The 21,245-nt window shown below is 70.3% G+C and carries 18 protein-coding genes and 2 pseudogenes; 15 read left to right on the top strand and 5 right to left on the bottom strand.

All coding sequences use genetic code 11. From position 1 onward, the window contains the following. Positions 1 to 8: 8 nt before the first annotated feature. Positions 9 to 1,403, bottom strand: a complete 1,395-nt coding sequence (locus tag QM699_RS02580) for a circularly permuted type 2 ATP-grasp protein (protein WP_415012678.1) — start codon at positions 1,401 to 1,403, stop codon at positions 9 to 11. 303 nt (positions 1,404 to 1,706) lie between these two features. Here QM699_RS02580 and QM699_RS02575 point away from each other — a divergent pair, with 303 nt between their 5' ends. The 12 genes and pseudogenes from QM699_RS02575 (at position 1,707) to QM699_RS02520 (ending at position 15,027) form a co-directional block, all read left to right on the top strand. Next, positions 1,707 to 2,810 carry an ABC transporter ATP-binding protein gene (locus QM699_RS02575; RefSeq protein ID WP_415009670.1) on the top strand — a complete coding sequence of 368 codons (1,104 nt, stop codon included), beginning with the start codon at positions 1,707 to 1,709 and terminating at the stop codon, positions 2,808 to 2,810. A gap of 75 nt (positions 2,811 to 2,885) precedes the next feature. Beyond that, a pseudogene (locus QM699_RS02570) lies at positions 2,886 to 4,017 on the top strand (extracellular solute-binding protein). A gap of 79 nt (positions 4,018 to 4,096) precedes the next feature. After that, on the top strand, positions 4,097 to 5,377 hold the full coding sequence (locus QM699_RS02565) for an ABC transporter permease (RefSeq protein WP_415009669.1): 1,281 nt from the start codon (positions 4,097 to 4,099) through the stop codon (positions 5,375 to 5,377). Between the two features lie 7 nt (positions 5,378 to 5,384). Continuing rightward, on the top strand, positions 5,385 to 6,236 hold the full coding sequence (locus QM699_RS02560; RefSeq protein WP_415009668.1) for an ABC transporter permease: 852 nt from the start codon (positions 5,385 to 5,387) through the stop codon (positions 6,234 to 6,236). A gap of 240 nt (positions 6,237 to 6,476) precedes the next feature. Further along, positions 6,477 to 6,875, top strand: a complete 399-nt coding sequence (locus QM699_RS02555) for a paraquat-inducible protein A (protein WP_415009667.1) — start codon at positions 6,477 to 6,479, stop codon at positions 6,873 to 6,875. Then, positions 6,842 to 7,546, top strand: a complete 705-nt coding sequence (locus tag QM699_RS02550) for a paraquat-inducible protein A (protein WP_415009666.1) — start codon at positions 6,842 to 6,844, stop codon at positions 7,544 to 7,546. Before QM699_RS02555 ends, QM699_RS02550 begins: the two co-directional genes overlap by 34 nt. Continuing rightward, positions 7,539 to 10,649 (top strand): MlaD family protein, encoded by a 3,111-nt coding sequence (locus QM699_RS02545; RefSeq protein ID WP_415009665.1) that lies wholly within the window; start codon positions 7,539 to 7,541, stop codon positions 10,647 to 10,649. The genes QM699_RS02550 and QM699_RS02545 overlap by 8 nt, the downstream gene beginning before the upstream one ends. Continuing rightward, positions 10,591 to 10,926, top strand: a complete 336-nt coding sequence (locus tag QM699_RS02540) for a membrane integrity-associated transporter subunit PqiC (RefSeq protein ID WP_415009664.1) — start codon at positions 10,591 to 10,593, stop codon at positions 10,924 to 10,926. Before QM699_RS02545 ends, QM699_RS02540 begins: the two co-directional genes overlap by 59 nt. A gap of 59 nt (positions 10,927 to 10,985) precedes the next feature. Continuing rightward, positions 10,986 to 12,359 (top strand): methylenetetrahydrofolate--tRNA-(uracil(54)-C(5))-methyltransferase (FADH(2)-oxidizing) TrmFO, encoded by a 1,374-nt coding sequence (gene trmFO, locus QM699_RS02535; protein WP_415009663.1) that lies wholly within the window; start codon positions 10,986 to 10,988, stop codon positions 12,357 to 12,359. A gap of 111 nt (positions 12,360 to 12,470) precedes the next feature. After that, on the top strand, positions 12,471 to 13,052 hold the full coding sequence (locus QM699_RS02530; RefSeq protein ID WP_415009662.1) for a YqgE/AlgH family protein: 582 nt from the start codon (positions 12,471 to 12,473) through the stop codon (positions 13,050 to 13,052). Between the two features lie 124 nt (positions 13,053 to 13,176). Beyond that, positions 13,177 to 14,193: an ABC transporter substrate-binding protein gene (locus QM699_RS02525; protein ID WP_415009661.1), complete on the top strand. Its 1,017-nt coding sequence runs from the start codon at positions 13,177 to 13,179 to the stop codon at positions 14,191 to 14,193. Positions 14,194 to 14,202: 9 nt separating this feature from the next. Next, the gene (locus QM699_RS02520; protein WP_415009660.1) at positions 14,203 to 15,027 is read left to right on the top strand and encodes an ABC transporter ATP-binding protein; all 825 of its coding nucleotides are present in this window, start codon (positions 14,203 to 14,205) and stop codon (positions 15,025 to 15,027) included. A gap of 52 nt (positions 15,028 to 15,079) precedes the next feature. On the opposite strand, the gene hemC is transcribed toward QM699_RS02520, so the two are convergent. Then, positions 15,080 to 16,015, bottom strand: coding sequence for a hydroxymethylbilane synthase (hemC, locus tag QM699_RS02515; RefSeq protein WP_415009659.1), 936 nt, complete (start codon positions 16,013 to 16,015; stop codon positions 15,080 to 15,082). A 64-nt stretch (positions 16,016 to 16,079) separates the two neighbouring features. Between hemC and hemE the strand changes: the two are divergent. Continuing rightward, positions 16,080 to 17,112, top strand: a pseudogene (gene hemE / locus QM699_RS02510) (uroporphyrinogen decarboxylase). Here hemE and QM699_RS02505 read toward each other — a convergent pair. From QM699_RS02505 to QM699_RS02495, 3 genes are all read right to left on the bottom strand, one after another. Beyond that, on the bottom strand, positions 17,109 to 17,450 hold the full coding sequence (locus tag QM699_RS02505) for a DMT family transporter (RefSeq protein ID WP_415009658.1): 342 nt from the start codon (positions 17,448 to 17,450) through the stop codon (positions 17,109 to 17,111). The pseudogene hemE and the gene QM699_RS02505 overlap by 4 nt on opposite strands. An 86-nt stretch (positions 17,451 to 17,536) precedes the next feature. Then, entirely contained in the window at positions 17,537 to 17,881 is a 345-nt protein-coding gene (locus tag QM699_RS02500) for a DMT family transporter (RefSeq protein WP_415009657.1), read from the bottom strand. A 101-nt stretch (positions 17,882 to 17,982) separates the two neighbouring features. After that, complete coding sequence (locus QM699_RS02495; protein WP_415009656.1) at positions 17,983 to 18,198, bottom strand: hypothetical protein; 216 nt, start codon at positions 18,196 to 18,198, stop codon at positions 17,983 to 17,985. A 158-nt stretch (positions 18,199 to 18,356) separates the two neighbouring features. Here QM699_RS02495 and QM699_RS02490 point away from each other — a divergent pair, with 158 nt between their 5' ends. Both QM699_RS02490 and QM699_RS02485 read left to right on the top strand, forming a co-directional pair. Next, the gene (locus tag QM699_RS02490) at positions 18,357 to 19,724 is read left to right on the top strand and encodes a glutamine synthetase family protein (RefSeq protein WP_415009655.1); all 1,368 of its coding nucleotides are present in this window, start codon (positions 18,357 to 18,359) and stop codon (positions 19,722 to 19,724) included. Between the two features lie 141 nt (positions 19,725 to 19,865). Next, positions 19,866 to 21,242 carry an aldehyde dehydrogenase family protein gene (locus tag QM699_RS02485; RefSeq protein ID WP_415009654.1) on the top strand — a complete coding sequence of 459 codons (1,377 nt, stop codon included), beginning with the start codon at positions 19,866 to 19,868 and terminating at the stop codon, positions 21,240 to 21,242. The last annotated feature ends 3 nt before the right edge of the window (positions 21,243 to 21,245 follow it).

The following is a 21,245-nucleotide window of genomic DNA, read 5'->3' as shown; positions in this document are numbered from 1 at the left end:
CCCTGTCCTCAGTCCGCCAGGACCCAGGTGTCCTTGACGCCCCCGCCCTGGCTCGAGTTCACCACCAGCGAGCCTTCCTTCAGCGCCACGCGGGTCAGCCCGCCGTGGCAGAGGTGGACCTCCTTGCCGACCAGGCAGAACGGCCGCAGGTCGACGTGGCGCGGCGCCAGTCCCTCGCCGTCCTCAAAGGTCGGGCAGGTCGAGAGCGCCAGCGTCGGCTGGGCGATGAAGTCCCCCGGATCGGCCTTGATGCGCTCGGCATAGGCCGCGATCTGCTCCTTGGTCGACTTCGGCCCCACCAGCATGCCGTAGCCGCCCGAGCCGTGGACCTCCTTCACCACCAGATCCTTGAGGTTTTCCAGCACGTACTTGCGATCCGACGGATCGCCGCACTTCCAGGTCTGGACGTTCTTCAGGATCGGCGTCTCGCCGAGGTAGAAGCGGATCATCTCCGGCACGTAGATGTAGATCGCCTTGTCGTCGGCCACGCCCGCGCCCGGTGCCGAGCAGATGGTGACGCCGCCCGAGCGGTAGACATTCATCAGGCCCGGCACGCCCAGCATGGAATCCGGGCGGAAGCACAGCGGATCGAGGAAGCTGTCGTCGATCCGGCGATAGATCACGTCGACCCGGCGCGGCCCTTCGGTGGTGCGCATGTAGACGAAATCGCCCTGCACGAACAGGTCCTGGCCCTCGACGATCTCGATGCCCATCTGGTCGGCGAGGAACGAGTGCTCGTAATAGGCGCTGTTGAACGAACCGGGCGAGAGGATGACCGACACCGGCTCGCCGTCGCACTTCGGCGGCGCCACGCTCGCCAGCGTGCGGCGCAGCCGTTGCGGATAGTCGTCGACCGGCAGGATGCGGCTGGACCGGAACAGCTCCGGAAACATCCGCATCATGATCTCGCGGTTCTCCAGCATGTAGGAGACGCCCGAGGGGGTGCGGCAGTTGTCCTCGAGCACGAAGAAGTCTTCCGGCCCGGTGCGCACCAGGTCGATGCCGACGATGTGGCTGTAGACCCGGCCCGGCGGCTCGATGCCGACCACCGCCGGCTCGTACGCCTCGTTGCGGAACACGAGGTCCGCCGGAACGACGCCGGCGCGGACGATCTCGGCGCGGTGGTAGACGTCGTACAGGAAGGCGTTGAGCGCGCGCGCGCGCTGCTTCACCCCACGCTCCAGCTTGCGCCATTCCGCCTCGGTGAAGATGCGGGGCATCATGTCGAAGGGGATCAGCCGCTCGGTGTCGGCGCCCTCGCCGTAGACCGCGAAGGTGATGCCGATGCGCCGGAACAGCGCCTCGGCCTCCTGCTTCTTCTGCGCGAGCGTCTCGGGCGAAGTGCTCTCGACCCAGTCGACCAGCTGGCGATACGCGGGGCGCACATCCTTGCCGTCATACATCTCGTTGAAAGTAGCTATCGCAGCCTCCCCGCCCGTGCGCCGCCGCACCGACTAAATTCGAGCGATCGTCAAAACGCAAGCTGCGAGGCCGCTGTCAAGGAACCCGCCACGGCCCACATATCAGCGACGCGATGATTGCTCGTTTTATGAGCAATACTGCAGCGGAGCGCAGCAGAACGGCACTCGGTCGGTTTACGTCGACGATGCGTCGCTCCCGAGGCTATGGTTTGCCTCGCTTCAGGGGTTATGGTTAGCTTCCGAACAGGGCGGGCCGGAATCCGCGGGGGCAACAGGGGAGCGTGGATGGCGAGCGAGCGCGGAGACGGCGCCTTCGTGGCATTCGAGCATGTCCAGAAAAGCTACGACGGCGAAACGCTCGTCGTGAAAGACCTCAATCTCAACATCGGCAAGGGCGAGTTCCTGACGATGCTCGGCCCCTCCGGCTCGGGCAAGACCACCTGCCTGATGATGCTGGCGGGATTCGAGACCGCGACCCACGGTGAAATCCTGCTGGGTGGCCGTCCGATCAACTCGGTGCCGCCGCACAAGCGCGGCATCGGCATGGTGTTCCAGAACTACGCGCTCTTCCCGCACATGACGGTCGGCGAGAACCTCGCCTTCCCGCTCGAGGTGCGCAAGCTCTCGAAGTCCGAGATCGAGGCCAAGGTGAAGCGCGCGCTCGACATGGTGCAGATGGGTGCCTTTGCCGGCCGCCGACCGGCGCAGATGTCCGGCGGCCAGCAGCAGCGCATCGCGCTTGCCCGCGCCCTCGTCTTCGAGCCCGAGCTGGTGCTGATGGACGAGCCGCTCGGCGCCCTCGACAAGCAGCTGCGCGAGCACATGCAGTTCGAGATCAAGCACCTGCACGAGCGGCTGGGCGTGACCGTCGTCTACGTGACGCACGACCAGTCCGAGGCGCTGACGATGTCGGACCGCGTCGCCGTGTTCAACGACGGGCGGATCCAGCAGCTGGCGCCGCCCGAAGACCTCTACGAGCGGCCGACCAACAGCTTCGTGGCGCAGTTCATCGGCGAGAACAACACGCTCGCGGGATCGGTCGAGAGCATCTCGGGCGACCGCTGCACCGTGCGCCTCGCCGACGGCTCGGTGATCGACGCGCTGCCGGTCAACGTCTCCAGCCCCGGCGACCGGACCCTCGTCTCGATCCGCCCCGAGCGGGTGGAGTTCCGCAGCGACCGGATGCCGGCGGACACCCACAAGCTCGAGGCCGAGGTTCTCGAATTCATCTACATGGGCGACACGTTCCGCACCCGCCTGCGCGTGGCGGGGAACGACAACTTCATCATGAAGTGCCGCAACGCCGTCGACCAGCGCCGCCTCAACGCCGGCGAGAAGGTGGTGATCGGCTGGCACGCCGCCGACTGCCGGGCGCTCGACGCCGCCTGACGGATACCGTCCGGCTCCTGCCCGGGGGCCGGCCGGACACGACGAATCGGGCAGATGCTCAGGGAGAGCTTGTATATGAGTTTACGTTACCTTCTCGGTGCCGCCGCGCTCATCGCCCTGCCCTTCGGGGTGGCGATGGCCGACGACGACATCGCCCCGTGTGACGGGTGCGCCAAATCGCTGACCGTCGTCTCCTGGGGCGGCGCCTACCAGACATCGCAGCAGAAGGCCTATTCCGAACCCTACTCCAAGCTGACCGGGACCACCTTCACCTGGGACGAGAGCTCGAACGAGGCGGTGGCCAAGCTCCGCGCCCAGTTCGAGGCCGGCAACGTCACCTGGGATCTCGTCGACGTCGAGGGCCCGGACAGCCAGCGGCTCTGCGACGAGGGCCTGGCGATGCCGATCGACTTCGACAAGGACCTCGCCACCGGCGCGGATGGCTCGCCGCCGTCGAAGGACTTCGGCGACAGCCTCATCAACGAGTGCTTCATCCCGCAGATTCTGGTTCTCGACCACCTTCGGTTACCGCACGGACGTGGCCGAGTGGAAGGGCGCGACCCCGACCAGCATCTGCGACGTGTTCGACTTGGAGAAGTTCCCGGGCAAGCGCGCGCTGGAGAAGCGGCCCAAGAAGAACCTCGAGTGGGCGCTGATCTGCGACGGCGTGAAGAAGGAAGACCTCTATGACGTGCTCTCGACCCCCGAGGGCATCGACCGCGCGCTGAAGAAGCTCGGCACCATCAAGGACCAGGTGGTCTGGTGGTCGGCCGGCGCCGAGACGCCGCAGCTGCTCGCCGACAAGGAAGTCGTGATGGGCTCGACCTACAACGGCCGCCTGTTCTCGGTGATCGAGGAGCAGCACCAGCCGGTCGCCATGCTCTGGGACTACGAGGTCTTCGACTTCGACGGCTGGATCGTGCCGAACAACCTGCCCGAGGACCGTAAGGCCCGCGTGCTGAACTTCCTCAAGTTCGCCACTGACACCCAGCGGCTCGCGGATCAGGCGAAGTACATCTCCTACGGCCCGGCCCGCGCCTCGTCGCAGCCGCTGGTCGGCAAGCACGCCGATCTCGGCATCGACATGGCGCCGCACATGCCGACCAACCCGGCCAACATGAAGAACTACCTCATCAACAACATCGAGTGGTGGGCCGACAACCAGGACGAGGTCGAGGCGAAGTTCCAGGCCTGGCTGACGAAGTAGCCTGGACATCGAAATCGGGCGGGGCCCGGAGGCCCCGCCCCTCTGCCCGACATGCGCCAGCCGGAGGGGGGCTAGCCAAATGACCGATGCCACTGCGGGCAGACCGCCCAAGGCCGGCCAGATGCTTGCCGCCGACGGCACGCCGCTGAAGACCAGCCTGAACCGCGCGCTCCGGGCGCAGAAGCTCCGCGCGCTGCTGCTGATCGCGCCACTCCTCGCCTTCGTGCTGCTGACGTTCATCCTGCCGATCGGGGACATGCTGTTCCGCTCGGTCCAGAACGAGATCGTGCCGCAGACGCTGCCCAAGACCGTGGCGGCGCTGCAGGACTGGGACCCGAAGACCGACGCGCTGCCCGGCGAGCCGGCCTTCGCGGCGCTGCACGACGACCTGACCATTGCGGTCGAGCAGAAGACCAACACCCGGCTCGGCCAGCGGCTGAACTACGAGTATTCCGGCTTCTCCTCGCTGATGCGGGGCGTCACCCGCGACGTGAAGAAGATGGACCCGGGCCAGCCGTTCAAGGACCAGTTCCTCGCCGCGGACAAGAAATGGGGCGACCCGGTCGTCTGGCAGACGCTGCAGATCTTTTCCGGCAACTACACCTCCGGCTACCTGCTCAACGCCCTCGACATGCAGCGCACCGTCAACGGCATCGAGATGAAGGCGCCGCAGGATCGCATCTACGTCAGGCTGTTCCTGCGCACGATGGCGATGAGCCTCGGGATCACCTTCATCTGCCTGCTCATGGGCTATCCGATCGCCTTCCTGCTGGCGAGCCTGCCGCTGCGCAGCTCGAACCTGCTGCTCATCCTCGTGCTGCTGCCGTTCTGGACGTCGCTCCTCGTGCGCACCGCCGCGTGGAAGGTGCTGCTGCAGCAGCAGGGCGTCATCAACGACATCCTGGTCTGGCTCGGGGTCGTCGACGACGCGAACCGGCTGGTGATGATCAACAACGCGACCGGCACGACCATCGCCATGACGCACATCCTGCTGCCGTTCATGATCCTGCCGCTGTTCTCGGTGATGAAGGGCATCCCGCCCAGCTACATGCGCGCGGCCAAGTCGCTCGGCGCGAACGACTGGACGGCATTCTGGCGGGTCTACTTCCCGCAGTCGATCCCGGGCGTCGGCGCCGGCGCGATCCTCTGCTTCATCCTCGCCATCGGCTACTATATCACCCCCGAGCTGGTCGGCGGCACGTCGGGCGTCTTCATCTCCAACCGGATCGCCTACCACATCTCCACGTCGCTCAACTGGGGCCTCGCCGCCGCGCTCGCGACGCTGCTCCTCGTGGTGGTGCTGGCGCTCTACTGGACCTACGACCGCATCGTCGGCATCGACAACGTGAAGCTGGGGTAATCAGGACATGGCACTTCCCCCCTATGCCTCCACCGGCCAGCGGGTCTGGTTCTGGACGTTCCGCACCATCTGCGTCGCGATCATCTTCTTCCTGATCATGCCGATCCTGGTGGTGATCCCGCTCAGCTTCAACTCGACGAACTTCTTCACGTTCACGCCCGAGATGCTGCGCTTCGAGCCCGGGGCCTACTCGCTGCGGCACTACCAGGACTTCTTCACCAATCCCGACTGGCAGAACGCGCTCTGGAACTCGGTGCGCATCGCTCCGGTCGCGACGCTGGTCGCGGTCGTGCTCGGCACCGTCGCCGCCGTCGGCCTCAGCCAGAGCCACGTGCCGTTTCGCGGCACGATCATGGCGATCCTGATCTCGCCGATGATCGTGCCGCTCATCATCTCGGCGGCGGGCATGTACTTCTTTTACTCCCGCCTCGGCCTGCAAGGCACCTACTGGGGCGTCGTCCTCGCCCATGCCGTGCTCGGCATCCCGTTCGTCATCATCACCGTGACCGCGACGCTGGTCGGCTTCGACAGGAGCCTGGTGCGCGCCGCGGCCAACATGGGCGCCGGGCCGGTGCGCACCTTCTTCAAGGTGCAGATGCCGCTGATCCTGCCGGGCGTCATCTCCGGCGCGCTCTTCGCCTTCATCACCTCGTTCGACGAGGTGGTGGTCGTGCTCTTCGTCGGCTCGGCCTCGCAGAAGACCCTGCCGTGGCAGATGTTCATCGGCCTGCGCGAGCAGATCTCGCCGACCATCCTCGCCGTCGCCACCATCCTCGTGGCGATCTCCGTGGCGCTGCTCACCACCCTCGAGCTGCTGCGCCGCCGCTCGGAGAAGCTGCGCGGCATGAGCCCGGGCTGATCTCCTCCATGCCCCTCGTCTCTCCGGGGCAGGCGTTGCTCGCCTGCCCGACCTGCGACGCGCTCTATGCCGAGGTGCCGGTGCCGGAAGGCGGCCGGCTGCGCTGCGCGCGCTGCCGCACAGTGCTGATGACCAACCGCGCCGGCGCGATGGACCGCACGCTGGCCGCCGCCTTCGCCAGCCTGATCCTGCTCGTCGCCGCGCTGTTCTTCCCGTTCCTCGAGCTTCTCCATCGCCGGCGTGACCCGCAAGGCATCGCTCATCGACGCGGCCCTCGCCTTCGCCGACACGCTGGTCGCGCCGCTCTCGATCGCGACGACGCTGCTCATCATCGTGCTGCCGATGATCCGGGCGATGGCGCTTGCCTACACCCTGCTGCCGCTCCGGCTCGGCCGTCCGCCGGCCGAGGGCGCCGCCCGCGCCTTCCGTCTCGCCGCGCACCTGCGGCCCTGGGCGATGGCCGAGGTCTTCATCATCGGCGTCATCGTCGCGCTGGTGAAGATCGCCGGCCTCGCCTCGGTCAGTCTCGGCCCGGCGTTCTGGGCGATGACCGCGCTCGTCCTTCTCGTGGTGATCGAGGCCGTCAGCCTCGACGAATGGTCCATATGGCAGACGCTCGACCGCTGGCGCACCCGTTGACCGCCGCCCCGCAGGCCGCGCAGTCCCCGGCCGCCCGGGGTCAGACGGCCCGGCCCCTGACGGCCCGGGCCGCGGGCTTCGTCGGCTGCCGGACCTGCGGCAAGGCGACGCCGCTGCCGGCAGAGGTCTGCCCTCGCTGCGGCTCGACCCTGCACGCGCGCTTTCCGCGCAGCCTGCAGCGCGTGCTGGCATGGCTCCTCGCCGGGCTGATGGCCTACATTCCGGCGAACATGCTGCCGATGCTCATCACCACCACGCTCGGCCGGTCGACGCCCAACACCATCGTCGGTGGCGTCATCGAGCTGCTGCACTACGGCGAATGGGAAATCGCGCTGATCGTCTTCGCCGCCAGCGTGCTGATCCCGGTCTCGAAATTCTTCGTCATCCTCTATCTCGTCTGGTCGATCCACCGCCGTTCGCGCCTCGACGTCCACACCCGGATCGTGCTCTACGAGGTCGTGGAGTTCATTGGGCGGTGGTCGATGGTCGACGTCTTCGTGGTGGCGATCCTGACCGCGCTGGTCCACATCGGCTTCATCGCCGCGATCAATCCCGGCCCCGCCGCGCTGTTCTTCGCGCTCTCCGTTGCCTTCACCATGCTTTCCGCGCAGGCTCTCGACCCCCGCCTGATCTGGGACAGCGCCGAGCAGGACCCCGCGCCGCATGGCTGACCACGACGACGCCCCCCCGCCCGCCGTGGAGCCGCCCCTCGCCGAGGCCCGCTCGCGCCGCCTGTCGGCGGTGTGGCTGATGCCGCTCCTCGCGCTCGTCATCGCCCTCGGCCTCGCCTGGCAGACCTGGGATTCGCGCGGGCCGCTGATCGAGATCGTCTTCGACGATGCCTCGGGCCTCGTCGCAGGCCAGACGCCGGTGCGGTTCCGCGACGTGACGGTGGGTGTCGTCGAGAAGATCGAGCTCAGTTCCGACCTCACCCGCGTCATCGTGCGCGCCCGCATCAACAAGGACGTGGCGCACTTCATCGACGACAAGGCGCAGTTCTGGATCGTGCGCGCCTCGATCACGCCACAGGGGGTCTCGGGCCTCGATACCGTGGTCTCCGGTGCCTACATCGGCGCCTCCTGGGACAACCAGCCGGACGATGCGAGCTACAGCTTCCAGGGCCTCGCCCGCCCGCCGCTGACGCCCGAGGGCACGCCGGGCCTGCGGGTGCGGCTGCGCGCGCCGGACGGCGGCTCGATGACGGTCGGCGCGCCGGTGCTCTTCAAGCGCATTCAGGTCGGCAAGATCGAGGACATCCAGCTCACCGACGCCGGCGACGTGATGCTCGACATCTTCGTCAACGCCCCGAACGATGCCCGGCTGACCGAGGCGACACGGTTCTGGAACGCCAGCGGCTTCTCGATCCAGCTCGGCAGCGGCGGGGCGGCGCTCAACGTCGACAGCCTGATCTCGCTGGTGCAGGGCGGCATCGCCTTCGACACCATCGGCAGCGATCTCACCCGCGTGGGCGAAGACCACATGTTCCAGCTCTACAACTCCGAGACTGCGGCACGGCAGAACCTGATCGAGGACGTGCCGGGCAACAGCCTCGTGCTCGACGTCGACTTCGACCAGTCGGTGCGCGGCCTCGCGCCCGGTGCGCAGGTGCAGTTCCAAGGCATCCCCGTCGGCGAGGTGACGGGGGTGCAGGGCGTGTCCGAGGTGGTCGACGGCAGGCTGGTGCTGCGCCAGCGCGCGACGATCACCATCGTTCCCGAACGCTTCGGCCAGCCGCCGGCCCCGGAGGGCAGCGAGGCGCGAACCGTCGCGCTCGACTACATCGAGGCGCGGGTGAAGGAGGGGCTGCGTGCGCAGCTCGCCTCGCAGGGCCTGCTCAGCCAGACGCTCTACGTCAGCCTCGTCGAGCTGCCCGGGGCGCCGCCGGCCACCTTCGACCGCGACGCCCAGCCCAATCCGCTGCTGCCGAGCGCCCCGTCGACGACCGACTCGGTCACCGATTCCGCCGCGGGCTTCATGGACCGCATCGCCTCGCTGCCGATCGAGGAGGTGGTGCAGAACGTCGTTGCGCTGCTCGCGAACGTCAACGCCATCGTCTCCGACCCGAAGGTCCGCTCGGCGCCGGAAAATCTCGGCGCGCTGATCGCCGACCTGCACGACACGCTGAACCAGAGCGGCATACAGCAGGCGCCGCAGCAGATCGCCGAGATCCTCGCCTCGGTGAAGGCCGTGGTCGACCAGGCGACGCAGGCGCAGCTCATAGCGAACCTGAGCGACGTGCTCGCCACCACCAAGACCGCCGTCGCCAGCATCGGCACCGCCGCCGACGGCGTGCCCGCGCTCCTCGCACAGGTCGACGCGCTGTCCGGCAAGGTCTCGAGCCTGCCGCTCGACCAGCTCGTCGGCTCGGCGACGCAGCTCGTCGACGGGCTCGACGCTTTCGTGCGCAGCGACGACGTGGCGGGCCTGCCGGCCTCCGTCACCGCCGCGCTCGCCGACCTGCGCGGCGTGGTCGACGACCTCAAGGCCGGGGGCGCGGTGACGAACCTCAACGCCTCGCTCGCCTCGCTGCGCGAGGTGAGCGACCAGATCGCCGCCGCGAAGGTCGCCGACAGCCTCGCGCGGGTGCTGGCCGAGGCGGAGCAGACCGTCAACACGGTCGGCACCGCGGCCAGCGGCCTGCCGAAGCTCGTCGAACTCGCTCGCGGGCCTGAGCGAGAACGCCCGCGCCCTGCCGCTCGACGAGCTGGTGAAGCGCGCCGACGCGCTGCTCGGCACCGCCGACAGCCTGCTGGCGAGCGATGGCGTGCAGGCCATGCCCGCCCAGCTCGGCGCCTCGCTCGACGAGCTGCGCGGCCTGCTCGCGGAGCTTCAGGGTGGCGGCGCGGTCGACAACCTCAACGCCACCCTCGCCTCCGCGCGCCAGCTGACCGACCAGCTCGCCCAGGCCCGCATCGCCGACAGCCTGCAGACGGTCATCGACCAGGCGAAGGCCGCGTCCGACAACGTGACGACCGCGACGGCCGGCCTGCCCGCGCTCGTCGCCTCGCTGCAGGCGGTCGCCGACCAGACCCGGGCGCTGCCGCTCGATCAGCTCGTCGCCTCGCTCGACGGCACGCTCGGCTCCGTCGATGCCCTGCTCCGAAGCGAGGGCATCACCAGCCTGCCGCCGAAGCTCGGCGCCGCCGTCGAGGACCTGCGCGCCATCCTCGACGAGGTGCAGCGCGGCGACACGGTGGGCAAGCTCAACGCGACGCTCGCCTCCACCGACCGCGCGGCGGCCGGGCTCGCCGACAGCCTGCCGGCGCTCGTCGCCCGCTTCACCGATGTCGCCGACCGCGCCGACGCCGCGCTCGCCACCGTGACGCCGGGCTCCGAGATCAACCGGCAGACGATCCAGCTCCTGCAGGAGTTGCGCGACGCCGCACGCTCCGCCAACCAGCTTGCGACGACGCTGCAGCGCCGTCCCAACTCCATCATCTTCGGGAGATGACCATGGCCGCACGCCCCCGCCCCGTCCTCGCGGCCCTCATCGCCTGCGCCTGCCTGCCGCTCGCGGGCTGCGGCACGGAAACCGCCTACCTGCTGCCGCAGGCGCCGGCGGCGAAGCAGGTGCCCTCGCCGGTCCGCGGCATCGCGCTCGCCGACGTCAGCCTGCCGGCCTATGCGAGCGACGTCGGAATCGCCGCGCTGGTCGGCCCCGAGACGATCGAGCTCGAACAAGTCCGCGCTCTGGGCCGACGATCCGACCCGCGCGGTGACGCGGCACCTCGCCGCTGCGCTCGAGGCGCGCCTGGCCACCCACGTCGTCACTGACCCCTGGCCGGGCTACGAGTTCCCCGGCCTGCGCATCGAGGTCGCGGTCGACCGCCTCGTCGGCGCATCCGGCGGCGGTGTCGAGCTTGCCGGCCAGTACGTGCTGCTCGACCCGCAGAGCGGCCGCATCACCGGCGCCGACCGCTTCGCCATCACCGTCCCGTCTCAGGGCGAGGGCTTTCCCGGCCTGATGGCCGGCGAGGCGCGCGCGATCGAGGCGCTCGCCGACCGCCTCGCCGACCGCATCACCCGCAGGGGCGCACGCCCGGTGTCCTGACCCGGTGTCCTGACCGGCCGCCCTTTCCTTCCGGCCCCGCCTCGCCTAAGTGGGCCGCCATGACACACGCTCCCGATCCGATCCACATCATCGGCGGCGGCCTCGCCGGCTCCGAGGCGGCGTGGCAGGCCGCCAGCATGGGCGTGCCGGTCGTCCTGCACGAGATGCGCCCCGAGGTCGCGACCTTCGCCCACAAGACCGAGGGGCTCGCCGAGCTGGTCTGCTCCAACTCGTTCCGCTCGGACGACGACGAGCAGAACGCCGTCGGCCTGCTGCACTGGGAGATGCGGGCGGCGGGCGGCCTCGTCATGGCCACGGCCGACCGCCACAGCCTGCCCGCCGGCAGCGCGCTCGCCATCGACCGCGAACCGTTCTCGGCCGAGATCACCGCGACCCTCGCGGCGCACCCGCTCGTCACGATCGAGCGCGGCGAGATCGCCGGCCTGCCGCCCGCCGAGTGGTCGAGCGTCATCATCGCCACCGGCCCGCTCACCTCGCCGGCGCTGGCCGAGGCGGTGCGGGCGCTGACCGACGAGACCGCCCTCGCCTTCTTCGACGCGATCGCACCCATCGTGCACTTCGACTCGATCGACCTCTCGAAGGCGTGGTTCCAATCGCGTTACGACAAGGGCGAGACCGAGGCCGATCGCACCGCCTATCTCAACTGCCCGATGAACCGGGCCGAATACGACGCGTTCATCGACGCCCTGCTTGCCGCGGACACGGCCGAGTTCAAGGACTGGGAGCGGGACACGCCCTATTTCGAGGGCTGCCTGCCGATCGAGGTGATGGCCGAGCGCGGCCGCGACACCCTGCGCCACGGCCCGATGAAGCCGGTCGGCCTGACCAACCCGCACGCCCCGACCGAGAAGCCGCATGCCGTCGTGCAGCTCCGCCGCGACAACGCGCTCGGCACGCTCTACAACATCGTCGGCTTCCAGACCAAGATGAAGCACGGCGCCCAGACCGAGGTGCTGCGCCTGATCCCCGGGCTCGAGGCCGCGGCGTTTGCCCGCCTCGGCGGCATCCACCGCAACACCTTCCTGAACTCGCCCCGCCTGCTCGACGGCCGGATGCGGCTCAAGGCCGACCCGCGCCTGCGCTTCGCCGGGCAGGTGACGGGCGTCGAGGGATACGTCGAGAGCGCGGCGATGGGCCTGCTCGCCGGCCGCCTCGCCGCCGCCGAGCGGCTGGGCCGCGACCTCGGCACGCCGCCCGAGACCACGGCGACGGGTGCGCTGATCCGTCACATCACCGGCGGCGCCGACGCGAAGACCTTCCAGCCGATGAACGTCAACTTCGGCCTCTTCCCGCCGCTCGAGGCCGTCCGGGGCGGCCGCCGGGGCCGGCGCGACCGCTACAAGGGCTACACCGACCGCGCAAAGGCCGACTTCACCGCCTGGCTCGCCCCCGTGGCGGAGCCGGCCGGCTAGGGACAGCCGCGCCGGCGGAGCAGCGGCCCGATCGCCCGCCGCTCGCGCCCCGCGTCTCCCCGCCCCGGCTCGCTTGTATTCCCCCGGGAACCGCCCCATCTTGCCCCAATCATGACCGACGGCACCCACCAGAACGGCACGTTTCTCGATGGCCAGCTGCTCATCGCCATGCCCGGCATGGGCGACACGCGCTTCGAGCGGTCAGTGATCTTTCTCTGCGCCCACTCGGCCGAGGGAGCGATGGGCCTCATCGTCAACAAGCCGGCCGAGGACCTCAGCTTCACCGACCTGCTCGGCCAGCTCAAGATCCAGCCGCGGGTCGACGTGCAGGACATCCGCGTCCACATCGGCGGCCCGGTCGAGCATGGCCGCGGCTTCGTGCTGCATTCCTCCGACTACCGCGTCGAGGAGTCGAGCCTCGCGGTCAGCTCGGGCTTCGCGATGACGGCGACCGTCGATATCCTGCAGGACATCGCCCGCGGCGCCGGCCCGGCGCGGGCGCTGCTCGCCCTCGGCTATGCCGGCTGGGGACCGGGGCAGCTCGAGTCCGAGATCCAGGCCAACGGCTGGCTGACCGCCCCCGCCGAGGCCGATCTGGTCTTCGGCCATGCCGACCCCCAGAAGTGGGGCGCGGCGCTGCGGTCGATCTCGATCGACCCCCGCCTGCTCTCCATCGAGGGCGGGCGCGCCTGAACCGGCCCGACCTTCGTCGGGGGTGCGTTTCTCCCGACAGGCGGTTGCGTTCGGGGGACGCGGGGTTATCCTCGGGCCCACGAAGAGGTCCGGGCACGAACCCGGCATCAAGGGAGGCCGCCGAATGCCCGCACCGCTGACCCGCGCCGTCGCGGCGCTGTCGCTCCTGCTTCTCGCCCTGCCCGTGGCCGCCGCGCCGTTCCGGCTGGTCACGACCGACCTCGAGCCGCAACTGGTGCCGAACTCCGTCATGGATCTGGCGTCGAGCCTTGGCTACTTCCAGCGCGAGGGCGTCGACGTCGAACTCGTCCGGGTGCAGCAGACCCCCTCCGCCGTCGCCGCGCTGCAGGCCGGCGAGGGCGAGATGGCGAACATCTCGGTCGACGCCGCGCTGCAACTCGTCGCCCGCGACCAGATGCAGCTCAAGGCGGTGGTCTCGCCGAACAAGTCGCTGCCGTTCCTCATCGCGGCCAAGGACGACATCGCCAGCGTCGACGACCTCGCGGGCCGGAGCTTTGGCATCGGCCGCGTCGGCAGCCTCGACTATTCGCTCTCCAGCAAGGTGCTGGCGAGCAAGGGCGTCGACACCGGCAAGCTCGACTTCGTGGCCATCGGCCAGCCCAACGTCCGTGCCCAGGCGCTCGCCGCCGGCCAGATCGACGCCACCACCATGTCGGTCGGCGTCTGGCTCGCGTTGCCGGACAAGCACGGACTGCATGTGCTGGTCGATCCGGACGCCTATTTCGCCGCGGCGCCGGTGCTGAACAAGGTCAACGTCGTCCCGGACGCGGTGCTGCAGGCACGCCATGACGACGTGGAGAAGGTGGTGCGCGCCCTCGTCAAGGCATCGCGCGACTTTGCCCAGAAGCCCGCGCTCTGGGTCGACGCGATGGCGGCGGCGCGGCCGGACGTCGACCGACAGACCCTCGAGACGCTGGCGAAATCGTTCGTCAGCGCCTGGAGCGTCAATGGCGGCCTCAACCGCGCACAGGTCGACGCGACGGTGGACTGGACCTACGCGACGCCGGATTTCGCCGGCCTGCGCAAGGTCGGCTTCGACGAGTGGGTCGACCTGACGCCGATCACCGACGTGCTGAAGGCCGAGGGCGTCGCGCCCGGCGACGACCAGCCCGGATTCTGACACCGGCCGATGCGCGACGCCTCCGCCCCGCCGCCTGCCATCGAGCTTCGCGGCGTGGTCAAGGCGTTTCAGCGCAAGGGGGCGGCCGCGCCCGTGGCCGCACTCGGCGGGGTCGACCTCGACATCGCCCCCGACCAGTTCCTCAGCCTCGTCGGCCCGTCCGGCTGCGGCAAGACCACGCTGCTCCGCCTGATGAACGGCCTCGTCCTGCCGGATGCCGGCGCCATCCGGGTGAACGGCGCGGCGCCGCGCCCCGGGCCCGAGACCGGCTTCGTCTTCCAGTCGTTCCGCCTGATCCCCTGGGCCACCGTCGCCGAGAACGTCGCCTTTCCGCTCGAGGTCGCCGGCACGGCCCCGGCGCTGCGCACCGAACGGGTCGCGCAGTACCTCGAACTCGTCGGCCTCTCGCGGTTCGCCGACGCCTATCCCGCCGAGCTGTCGGGCGGCATGAAGCAGCGCGTCGCGCTGGCCCGCGCGCTCGCCACCGAGCCGCGCATCCTGCTGATGGACGAGCCCTTCGCCAGCATCGACGCCCAGACCCGCGAGCTGATGCAGGACGAGTTGACCCGTATCTGGGAGCGGCGCCGCGGCGTCGTGGTCTTCGTCACCCACAGCGTCGACGAGGCCGTCCTGCTCGCCGACCGGGTGGTGCTGATGGGTCCGCGCCCGGGCCGCGTGCTCGCCACCTACGACGTCGCCCTGCCCCGGCCGCGCAGGGGCGTCGACGTGCGCGCCCGCCCGGAGTTCGCCGAGCTGCGCGCCGAGCTGTGGGCCCGCATCCGCGAGATGGTGATCTCCGACCCCGGCTCCGACTTCTTCCGCCGCTCCGGGTAGAGGGAGACCCAACCGGGCGGGCTCCCAGCGCCGCCAGGACCGACCCCGTGGCTCAGCCGAAGAACCCCGGCGCAGCCCGTCCACGCAGCGCCGCCGCCGCCGCCGCGCCCAGCGCGTCGCCGTCGCCCGCCGCGCCGTCGATCTCGTGCGCCAGCCGCTCCGAGCCGTCGGGCCGCAGGATCTCGCCGCGCAGCCGCAGCCGGCCGCGGGCAATCTCGGCGAGCCCGGCGATCGGCGTCTGGCACGATCCATCGAGCCCGGCGAGGAACGCCCGCTCCGCCGCCAGCCGCAGGCCCGTCTCCGCGTCGTGGATCGCCGCCAGCAGCTCGCCCACCGGATCGTCGGCCCGGCACTCCACCCCGATCGCGCCCTGTCCCACCGCCGGCAGCATCTCGTCGACCGGGATCGGCACCGCCGGCACGTCATCGCGCCCCAGCCGCCGCAGCCCCGCCATCGCGAGGAACGTCGCCGCCGCGACCCCCGCCTCGAGCTTTGCCAGCCGGGTCTGGACGTTGCCGCGGAACTCCACCACCACGAGGTCCGGCCGCCCGTGCCGGAGCTGCGCCGCCCGGCGCAGGCTCGACGTGCCGACGACCGCTCCCGCCGGCAGCTGCGAGAGCCCGCCGAAGCGGCCCGACACGAACGCGTCGCGCACATCCTCCCGCGGCAGCAGGCAGCCGATCACCAGGCCCTGCGGCTGCAGCGTCGGCATGTCCTTCATCGAATGCACCGCCGCGTCGATCTCGCGGCGCGCCAGCGCCTCCTCGATCTCGCGGGTGAACAGCCCCTTGCCGCCCAGCGCGGCCAGCGGCCGATCCTGCACCCGGTCGCCGGTGGTGCGGATGACCACGATCTCGAAAGCCGCCTCCGGCAGCGCGTATGCCGCCATCAACCGCGCCCGCACCTCCTCCGCCTGGGCGAGGGCAAGCGGGCTGCCGCGCGTGCCGAGGCGCAGCGGGCGGTCGGGAGAGGGCAGATCAGCGGGCATCCGGCTTTCCTTTTCGCCGCCGATCTGTAAGCAAGGCTCCCCGGGACCACAAGGCAGGCAGGCGATGGCGGACGACAGGCTCCTGATGCGCGCGCTGCGCGGCGAGACGACCGCCGTCCCGCCAGTGTGGCTGATGCGGCAGGCCGGGCGCTACCTGCCCGAATACCGCGCCACCCGCGCCCGGGCCGGCAGCTTCCTCGATCTCTGCTACACACCCGAGCTGGCCGCCGAGGTGACGCTCCAGCCGATCCGCCGCTTCGGCTTCGACGCGGCGATCCTCTTCGCGGACATCCTGCTGGTGCCCCAGGCGCTCGGCCTCGACCTCAGCTTCGCCGAGGGCGAGGGCCCGCGCCTCTCGACCGTCACCTCGGCCGCCGACCTCGCCCGCCTGAAGCCGGCGCAGGCGATCCACGAAACGCTCGCGCCGGTCTACGAGACCGTCCGCCTGCTCCGCGCCGAGCTGCCGGCCGGGACGCCGCTCATCGGCTTCGCCGGCGCACCGTGGACCGTCGCCACCTACATGATCGCCGGCCGCGGCACGCCCGACCAGGCCCCGGCGCGCACGCTGCTCTACCGCGACCCGGCCACCTTCGACGCGCTGATCGAGCGCATCACCGACGCCACCATCGCCTACCTGCTCGCCCAGGTCGCCGCCGGCGCCGAAGTGGTGAAGCTCTTCGAACTCGTGGGCCGGCGCCCTGCCCGGCCCGCACTTCGCCCGCTACGCCATCGAGCCCGCGCGCCGCATCGCCGCCGCGCTTCGCGCCGCGCACCCCGGCCTGCCGGTCATCGGCTTTCCCCGCGGCGCCGGCGCCGGCTACGCCGCCTTTGCACAGGACGCCGGCGTGCAGGCCGTCGCCCTCGACACCGCCGTCGCCCCGGGCTGGGCCGCCGCCACGCTGCAGCCCCGGCTCTGCGTCCAGGGCAACCTCGACCCGCTGCTGATGGTGCTCGGCGGCGCGCCCCTGACCGACGCCGCCCGCCGGATCGTCGAAGCGTTCGCCGGCGGCCCGCACATCTTCAACCTCGGCCACGGCATCACGCCCGACGCGAGCCCCGCCAACGTCGACACCCTGCTCCGCGCGATCCGCGGCTAGGGCAGCCTCGTATTCGGCGCGAGGTGCAGCACCAGCACCCCGGCCAGGATCAGCGCGATCCCGACCAGCGCCGCCGGCCCGAGCCGCTGGCCGAACACCAGCCAGCCGCTGCCGACCACCAGCACCATGCCGATGCCGGACCAGAGCGCATAGACCACCCCCACCGGGATCACCCGGTAGACGTGCGACTGCAGCGCAAGCGCGACGCCATAGCAGGCGAGCGCCACCGCCGCCGGCCCGGGTCGCGTCAGCTGCGCGCTGGCGGCGAGGGCCGTCGTCCCGGTCACTTCGCAGACGATGGCGAGAAGCAGCAGGAAATATCCCGTGGAAAGCGTCATCTGAAAACGGCCCGCACCGGATTGGATCGGAAGGCACACCTGAAATATGGCGCGATCCTAGCACCCGCCGGCGATTCGCGCCCGCCTCAATGCCCCGAGACGGAGTCCGAGAACAGGTTCACCACCACCACGCCGCCGACGATCATCGCCAGCCCGATCACCGCCGGCGCATCGAGCTTCTGGCCGAACACCGTCCAGCCGACGGTGGAGATCAGCACGATGCCGAGCCCGGACCAGATGGCATAGGCGATGCCCATCGGGATCACCTTGAAGGTGTACGCCAGGCCGACGATGGCGCAGCTGTAGAACACCGCCACGATCAGGCTGGGGCCGAGCCGGGTGAACTGCTCGCTGGCGTGCAGCGCCGAGGTGCCGATGATTTCGCAGACGATGGCACCGAACAGGATCAGATAGGCGGTGGTCAGCGTCATGGCGGCTCTCCTCGGGCACCGCCTCTGCCATGTCGCGTCAGGCGTGCGCCGTCAAGCCGCGCGTCGCGCGTTCCGCGAGTGGGGCCGGCTCCGCAGCGGGCTCACTGCGGCCGGTCGCTGCCGACCAGGGCGAAGATGCGCGAGATCCGCACCGCGACCGCCTCGCGAAACCCGCGATCCGCCTCCGCGAGGTCCGGCGCCCGCGCCGCAAGCCAGGCCGCCGCCTCGGCCAGCGGGCCGCGCGTCGCGACGATGCGCTCCGCCTCCGACCTGATCTCGCGCCCGAGCGCGATGTGTTGGGCGAGTTCCGCCTCCATGCCGGCTCCCTCTCCGCCTGACGCTCCGGACCCGTGCGCCAGCCTGCGCCCGGGCCGGCCGGTTTTCCACTCCGGCGCCGCATCAAGGTTAACCGCGCCGCCCCCTTGCGCGCCCCGGACCCGCTCTCTAGCGTTCGGGGGAACCGGGGGGGACAGGAATGGCGGGATTGCTGACGCTGCAGCAGCTGGCGGACGAAGTTGCCAGCGGCACCATCGACACGGTGGTGGTCGCCGAGATCGACATGCAGGGCCGCCTGATGGGCAAGCGCTTCCAGGCGGAATTCTTCCTCGAAGGCGCCCACGACGAGACGCACTCGTGCAACTACCTGCTCGCCACCGACTTCGAGATGGAGACGGTGCCGGGCTACAGGTCGACGAGCTGGGCCTCCGGCTACGGCGACTACGTGATGAAGCCCGATCTCGCGACGCTGCGGCGCACGCCGTGGCTGCCCGGCACCGCGCTGGTGCTCTGCGACGTGCTCGACCACCATCACCACGAGCCGGTGCCGCACTCCCCCCGCGCCATCCTGAAGGCCCAGGTCGCCCGCCTCGCCGAGCGCGGCCTCGCGCCGATGATGGCCTCGGAGCTGGAGTTCTTCCTCTTCGAGCAGAGCTTTCGCGACCTGCACGCCGCCGGCTATCGCGGGCCGACGCCGATCAGCCCGTACAACGAGGATTACCACATCTTCCAGACCACCAAGGAAGAAGAGGTGATGCGCGCCATCCGCACCGGCCTGCAGGGCGCGGGCGTGAGGGTGGAGAATTCCAAGGGCGAGGCGAGCGCGGGGCAGGAGGAAATCAACGTCGCCTACCGCGACGCGCTCGGCGCCGCCGACGACCATGTGATCGTCAAGAACGCGGTGAAGGAAATCGCCTTCCTCAAGGGCCGCGCCGCCACCTTCATGGCGAAGTGGTCGAACGGCGCCGCGGGATCCTCCGCCCACATTCACCAGTCGCTGCGCGACAGCGACGGGCGCAGCGTGTTCCTCGACCCGGGCGAGCCGCACGGCATGTCGGCGACCATGCGGTCCTACCTCGCCGGCCTGCTCGCCCACGCCAGCGAGGGCACACTCTTCCTCGCGCCGAACGTCAACAGCTACAAGCGCTTCGTCGCGGGCACGTTCGCGCCGACCAAGGCGGTCTGGTCGATGGACAACCGCACCGCCGGCTATCGCCTCGTCGGCGAGGGCAGCCGCGCGATCCGCATCGAGTGCCGCGTCGGCGGCGCCGACCTCAACCCCTACCTCGCGTTCGCCTCGCAGATCGCCGCCGGCCTCGCCGGCATCGACGCCGGGCTGGCGCTGGAACCGGAATACCGCGGCGACGCCTACACCGACGCGAGCCTGCGCCAGATCCCGCTGACGCTGCGCGACGCCACCGTCGCGCTCGACGGCTCGGCGATGCTGCGGGCGGCGTTCGGCGATGCGGTGATCGACCACTACGTTCACGCCGCGCGCTGGGAACAGTCCGAGCACGACCGCTCCGTCACCGACTGGGAACTCCGCCGCGGCTTCGAACGGTCATGACGCCGCGACGCCCCGCAGACCGGGGCTCTCCCGCGCCGACACGCGGCGGGGCCGCGGAAGAGGGGTCGTTTCTCTTTATTCCGACGCTCTCACGACCATCTCACGCGTGAAATCCCTCGCGTTCTCACCCCCGGGCCACCGATGACCGAAATCACCTGCATCACCCCGATCGACGGCAGCGTCTACGCCACCCGCCCCGTCGCCAGCCGCGCGGACGTCGCCGCCCGCCTCGAGACGGCCCGCACGGCGCAAAGGGACTGGGCCGCCCGCCCCCTCGCCGAGCGCATCGCCCTCGTCGAGGAAGGCGTCGCCCGCCTCGACCGGGTGAACGCCGACCTCGTTCAGGAACTGGCGTGGCAGATGGGTCGCCCCACCCGCACCGGCGGCGAGATGGGCGGGGTGCGGGAGCGTTCCGGCTACATGGCCGGCATCGCTCGCCGCGTCCTTGCCCCGGAGGTGATCGAGGACGACGCGAAGTTCCGCCGCCTGCTCGCCCGCGAGCCGGTCGGCCTCGTCCTTGTCATCGCGCCATGGAACTACCCGTTCCTGACCGCGACCAATACCATCGTCCCCGCGCTCATCGCCGGCAACGCGGTCGTGCTGAAGCACGCGTCCCAGACGCCGCTGGCCGGCGAGCGGCTGGCGCAGGCTTTCGCCCACCTGCCCGACGGGGTGTTCACCAACCTCTTCCTCGACCACGCCACGACCGCCAAACTCATCGCCGCCCGCAGCTTCGGCTTCGTCAACTTCACCGGCTCCGTCGCCGGCGGCCAGTCGATCGAGCGCGCCGCCGCCGGGACCTTCACCGCCCTCGGGCTCGAGCTTGGCGGCAAGGATCCGGGCTATGTCCGGGCGGACGCCAACCTCGACGCCGCCGTCGACACCCTGATGGACGGCGCCTTCTTCAATTCCGGCCAGTGCTGCTGCGGGATCGAGCGGATCTATGTCGCCGAGCCGCTGTTCGACGCCTTCGTGGAGAAGTCCGTCGCCTGGGTCTCGAAGCTCATCCTCGGCAACCCGCTGGAGCAGGCGACCACCCTCGGGCCGATGGCCTCGCGGCGCTTTGCCGATACCGTTCGCGCCCAGACCGCCGAGGCCGTCGCCGCCGGCGCGACCGCGCTGGTCGACAAGGGGCTCTTCCCCGCCGACACCGGCTCGACCGCGTATCTCGCGCCGCAGATCCTCACGGGCGTCGACCATTCGATGCGGGTGATGACCGAGGAAAGCTTCGGCCCGGTCGTCGGCATCATGCCGGTCCGGGACGACGAGCAGGCCATCGCGCTGATGAACGACAGCCGCTATGGCCTGACCGCCAGCGTCTGGACCGAGGACCCCGATGTCGGCCAGTCGATCGGCGCGCGCCTCGAGACCGGGACGGTGTTCATGAACCGCGCCGACTATCTCGACCCGGCGCTGACCTGGACCGGCGTCAAGGACACCGGCCGCGGCGCCGCGCTGTCGCATCTCGGCTATCTCTCCGTCACCCGGCCCAAGTCCTACCACCTGAAAAGGCTCTGAATC

It is taken from the genome of Amaricoccus sp. (assembly GCF_047602525.1).
In the GTDB taxonomy this organism is placed as follows: domain Bacteria; phylum Pseudomonadota; class Alphaproteobacteria; order Rhodobacterales; family Rhodobacteraceae; genus Amaricoccus.
The sequence above is the reverse complement of the archived record's forward strand: the minus strand, read 5'-3'. Positions and strand labels throughout refer to the sequence as shown.

What these genes read in the sequence shown, in the direction of transcription:
- QM699_RS02580 (WP_415012678.1), bottom strand. Translation starts at nt 1,403, where the DNA reads ATGTATGACGGCAAGGATGTGCGCCCCGCGTATCGCCAGCTGGTCGAC.
- QM699_RS02575 (WP_415009670.1), top strand. Translation starts at nt 1,707, where the DNA reads ATGGCGAGCGAGCGCGGAGACGGCGCCTTCGTGGCATTCGAGCATGTC.
- QM699_RS02565 (WP_415009669.1), top strand. Translation starts at nt 4,097, where the DNA reads ATGACCGATGCCACTGCGGGCAGACCGCCCAAGGCCGGCCAGATGCTT.
- QM699_RS02560 (WP_415009668.1), top strand. Translation starts at nt 5,385, where the DNA reads ATGGCACTTCCCCCCTATGCCTCCACCGGCCAGCGGGTCTGGTTCTGG.
- QM699_RS02550 (WP_415009666.1), top strand. Translation starts at nt 6,842, where the DNA reads ATGGCAGACGCTCGACCGCTGGCGCACCCGTTGACCGCCGCCCCGCAG.
- QM699_RS02545 (WP_415009665.1), top strand. Translation starts at nt 7,539, where the DNA reads ATGGCTGACCACGACGACGCCCCCCCGCCCGCCGTGGAGCCGCCCCTC.
- trmFO (WP_415009663.1), top strand. Translation starts at nt 10,986, where the DNA reads ATGACACACGCTCCCGATCCGATCCACATCATCGGCGGCGGCCTCGCC.
- QM699_RS02530 (WP_415009662.1), top strand. Translation starts at nt 12,471, where the DNA reads ATGACCGACGGCACCCACCAGAACGGCACGTTTCTCGATGGCCAGCTG.
- QM699_RS02525 (WP_415009661.1), top strand. Translation starts at nt 13,177, where the DNA reads ATGCCCGCACCGCTGACCCGCGCCGTCGCGGCGCTGTCGCTCCTGCTT.
- QM699_RS02520 (WP_415009660.1), top strand. Translation starts at nt 14,203, where the DNA reads ATGCGCGACGCCTCCGCCCCGCCGCCTGCCATCGAGCTTCGCGGCGTG.
- hemC (WP_415009659.1), bottom strand. Translation starts at nt 16,015, where the DNA reads ATGCCCGCTGATCTGCCCTCTCCCGACCGCCCGCTGCGCCTCGGCACG.
- QM699_RS02505 (WP_415009658.1), bottom strand. Translation starts at nt 17,450, where the DNA reads ATGACGCTTTCCACGGGATATTTCCTGCTGCTTCTCGCCATCGTCTGC.
- QM699_RS02500 (WP_415009657.1), bottom strand. Translation starts at nt 17,881, where the DNA reads ATGACGCTGACCACCGCCTATCTGATCCTGTTCGGTGCCATCGTCTGC.
- QM699_RS02495 (WP_415009656.1), bottom strand. Translation starts at nt 18,198, where the DNA reads ATGGAGGCGGAACTCGCCCAACACATCGCGCTCGGGCGCGAGATCAGG.
- QM699_RS02490 (WP_415009655.1), top strand. Translation starts at nt 18,357, where the DNA reads ATGGCGGGATTGCTGACGCTGCAGCAGCTGGCGGACGAAGTTGCCAGC.
- QM699_RS02485 (WP_415009654.1), top strand. Translation starts at nt 19,866, where the DNA reads ATGACCGAAATCACCTGCATCACCCCGATCGACGGCAGCGTCTACGCC.